We start from the raw sequence: 3,156 nt of genomic DNA, 5'->3' as shown, positions 1-3,156 counted from the left end.
CTGCCGGCCCTCGCCGCGATCAGGACCTCGCGCGGCGCCCGCGGCGAGCGGGGTGCCGGCGTCCTCTACCTCGCCCCCACCAAGGCCCTGGCCCACGACCAGCTGTCCACGATCGCCGGGCTCGGGCTCGACGTCCGGGCCGCGACGCACGACGGCGACAGCCCGCGCGAGCAACGGGAGTGGACGCGCGACTTCGGGGAGTACGTGCTCACCAACCCCGACATGCTGCACCGCTCGCTGCTGCCCGGGCACGCCCGGTGGGGGTCGTTCTTCGCCTCCCTGCAGTACGTCGTCGTCGACGAGTGCCACCACTACCGCGGTGTCTTCGGCGCCCACGTCTCGCACGTGCTGCGCCGGCTCCGGCGGGTGTGCGCGATGTACGGCGCGTCGCCGACGTTCGTGCTGGCCTCTGCCACCGTCTCCGACCCGGAGGTCGCGGCCGGGCGGTTGACCGGGCTGCCGGTCGAGGCGGTGACGGCCGATCACTCCCCTCGCGGCCAGGTCTCGCTGCTGCTGTGGGAGCCGCCGTTCGTCAGCCACGCCGGCGAGCACGGCGCCCCGGTCCGTCGGGCCGCGTCGTCGGAGGTGGCCGACCTGCTGGCAGACCTGGTGGCCGAGGACGTGCGGACCCTCGCCTTCGTCCGGTCCCGGCGCGGGGCGGAGCAGGTGGCCCTCACGGCGGCCGAGCTGCTTGCCGAGGTCGACCCGTCGCTCCCGTCCCGGGTGGCGGCCTACCGCGGTGGCTACCTGCCCGAGGAGCGCCGGGCGCTCGAGGCGGCCCTGCGACGCGGTGAGCTCACCGGTCTCGCCGCCACCAACGCGCTCGAGCTCGGCATCGACATCAGCGGTCTCGACGCGGTCCTGATCGCAGGATTCCCGGGCACCCGGGCGGCCCTGTGGCAGCAGGTCGGCCGGGCCGGGCGAGGCGCGCAGGACGCGCTCGGGATCCTGGTGGCCCGCGACGACCCGCTGGACACCTACCTCGTCAGCCATCCTGAGGCGCTCATCGGCCGTCCGGTGGAGGCGACGGTCTTCGACACCACCAACCCCTACGTCCTGGGCCCCCACCTCTGCGCCGCCGCCCAGGAGGCGCCGTTGACCGAGGAGGACCTCCCGCTCTTCGGTCCGACGTCCCGCGACGTGGTCGAGCGGCTCGCCGAGAGCGGTCTGCTCCGTCGCCGGGCACGGGGGTGGTTCTGGACCGACCGCCGGCGGGCGAGCGACCTGGCCGACATCCGCTCCACCGGCGGCAGCCAGGTGCAGCTGATCGAGTCGTCGACCGGCCGGGTCATCGGCACCGTCGACGGGGCCAGCGCCCACGGCACCGCCCACCCCGGCGCGGTCTACGTGCACCGGGGCGAGACCTGGCTCGTCGAGTCGCTCGACCTCGACGAGCACGTCGCCGTGATGCACCCCGCCGATCCCGACTACTCGACCACCGCCCGCGAGGTCACCGACATCACCGTGCTCGCCGAGCGCGAGCACCGCGACTGGGGCGCCTGCCGCCTCTCGCTCGGCGAGGTCGACGTCTCGCACCAGGTCGTGTCCTTCCTCAAGCGGCGCCAGCCGGGCGGCGAGGTGCTGGGCGAGGAGCCGCTCGACCTGCCGGAGCGGTCGCTGCGCACCACGGCGGTGTGGTGGACCGTCCCGGCCGACCTGCTGGCCGAGTCGGGCCTCGCCGCGGCCGACCTGCCGGGTGCGGCGCACGCGGCCGAGCACTGCTCGATCGGCCTGCTGCCACTCTTCGCGACGTGCGACCGCTGGGACATCGGCGGCGTGTCGACCGCGCTGCACGCCGACACCGGATGCCTGACGGTCTTCGTCCACGACGGGCACCCGGGCGGCGCGGGCTTCGCCGAGCGCGGGTTCGTCGCGGCACGCGAGTGGCTGACCGCGACCCGGGAGGCCATCGCCGGGTGCGAGTGCGAGGCCGGGTGCCCCTCCTGCATCCAGTCGCCCAAGTGCGGCAGCCAGAACAACCCCCTGGACAAGCCCGGGGCGGTCGCGCTGCTGGACCTGCTGCTGACCCATGCCACGGGTGGGTAACCTTCGCCCATGGTGATTCTGGGACTGCTGCTGATCATTCTCGGGGCGATCGCGATCCTGTCGGCGATCTTCGTCAGCGAGGGCAGCGGTGTGCTCCTGGGGATCGACATGAGCACCCTGTCGATCTTCCTGGTCGGAGTGGCCGCGGGCGCGGCCGTGCTCTGGGGCTACTCGATCCTCAAGTGGGGCACCCGCCGCGGCCTCGCGCACCGGCGCGAGCGCAAGGAGCTCACCCGGCTCAACGAGAAGCTGGACCGCGTGGAGTCCGATCGCCGCGACGAGCACCCCACGGCTCCCGACGAGCGCATCTGACACCAGACCCGACCGGCGATCACCGCCCGCCGGTTGGGGCGTAACCGGTCCACTGGTGTCCGCACCCACCCCACGGTCATCGGACCGCCCGGTGCGGCCCTCAGCCACCAGCGCCCCATCTCGTAGGTGGTCGTCGTGTAGCCACGCCCGAGCTCGGACAGCTGGACGACACCGAAGCGGCGTACGGCAGCCCCGGTGACGGCGGCCCCGACACCGGCCACCGCCAGCACCACGCCGACCGTGGTGAACGCCAGCCGACCGTCATCGGCCCCGAGGAGCACGGCCGCGACCACGGCGAGCACCGACACGCCGCCGATCACGGCGACCCGGCGCAGCGCCCCGGCCGCCGTGGGCCCTTCGACCCGTGGCGGGCTCGGGGGCACCCGCGGCACCTGGCCGTCCCGGGCAGCCTCGACGTAACCCGGGACGTCCCGCGGCTGCGGTGACGTCCCGGGACCGTGATTGATGCGCGCGCAAACCTCATCGAGATCCCCCCTCGTGCGTGAGCGCCACAAGGTAGGAAGGCATCGTCGGCACCGGCAATGACCTCACTTGCCTAGTGCCGATTCCCGAGCCCTCCGATCTACTACCCGCGCGAGCCTCGGCCCTGATGTCGTGGGGCGGACCTCCCAGCACGGCGACCCCGGGCACCAGGACGATCACCCGCACTGCGGTCCCGGAGCGGGCACAGGCGACGAGGTCCGCCTCGTTGGCCCGGGCGGTCCGCGTCGCGGCGGCGCAGGCGTCCCGTCCGTGGCTCGCGGCGACGGCCCCGGCCAGGGCCGCCAGGTCGGCGGC

At 74.1% G+C, this 3,156-nt stretch carries 2 protein-coding genes and 1 pseudogene; 2 read left to right on the top strand and 1 reads right to left on the bottom strand.

Annotation, left to right across the window (positions count from 1 at the left end):
* Both ACXJKL_RS18010 and ACXJKL_RS18005 read left to right on the top strand, forming a co-directional pair.
* A partial coding sequence (locus ACXJKL_RS18010) for a Zn-binding domain-containing protein (RefSeq protein WP_457208380.1) occupies positions 1–2,046 on the top strand: 2,046 nt, incomplete at its 5' end.
* 9 nt (positions 2,047–2,055) lie between these two features.
* Positions 2,056–2,358, top strand: coding sequence for a hypothetical protein (locus tag ACXJKL_RS18005; protein ID WP_457208379.1), 303 nt, complete (start codon positions 2,056–2,058; stop codon positions 2,356–2,358).
* A 480-nt stretch (positions 2,359–2,838) separates the two neighbouring features.
* Here the strand turns inward: ACXJKL_RS18005 and ACXJKL_RS18000 are convergent.
* Positions 2,839–3,156 (bottom strand): annotated as a pseudogene (locus ACXJKL_RS18000) (hypothetical protein); the annotation flags it as partial.

It is taken from the genome of Nocardioides sp. P5_C9_2 (genome assembly GCF_054049555.1).
This window is presented reverse-complemented; position numbering and strand designations above follow the sequence as displayed.

Excerpts from the sequence above, each read along its gene's own strand:
- ACXJKL_RS18005 (WP_457208379.1), top strand. The coding sequence starts at position 2,056 with ATGGTGATTCTGGGACTGCTGCTGATCATTCTCGGGGCGATCGCGATC.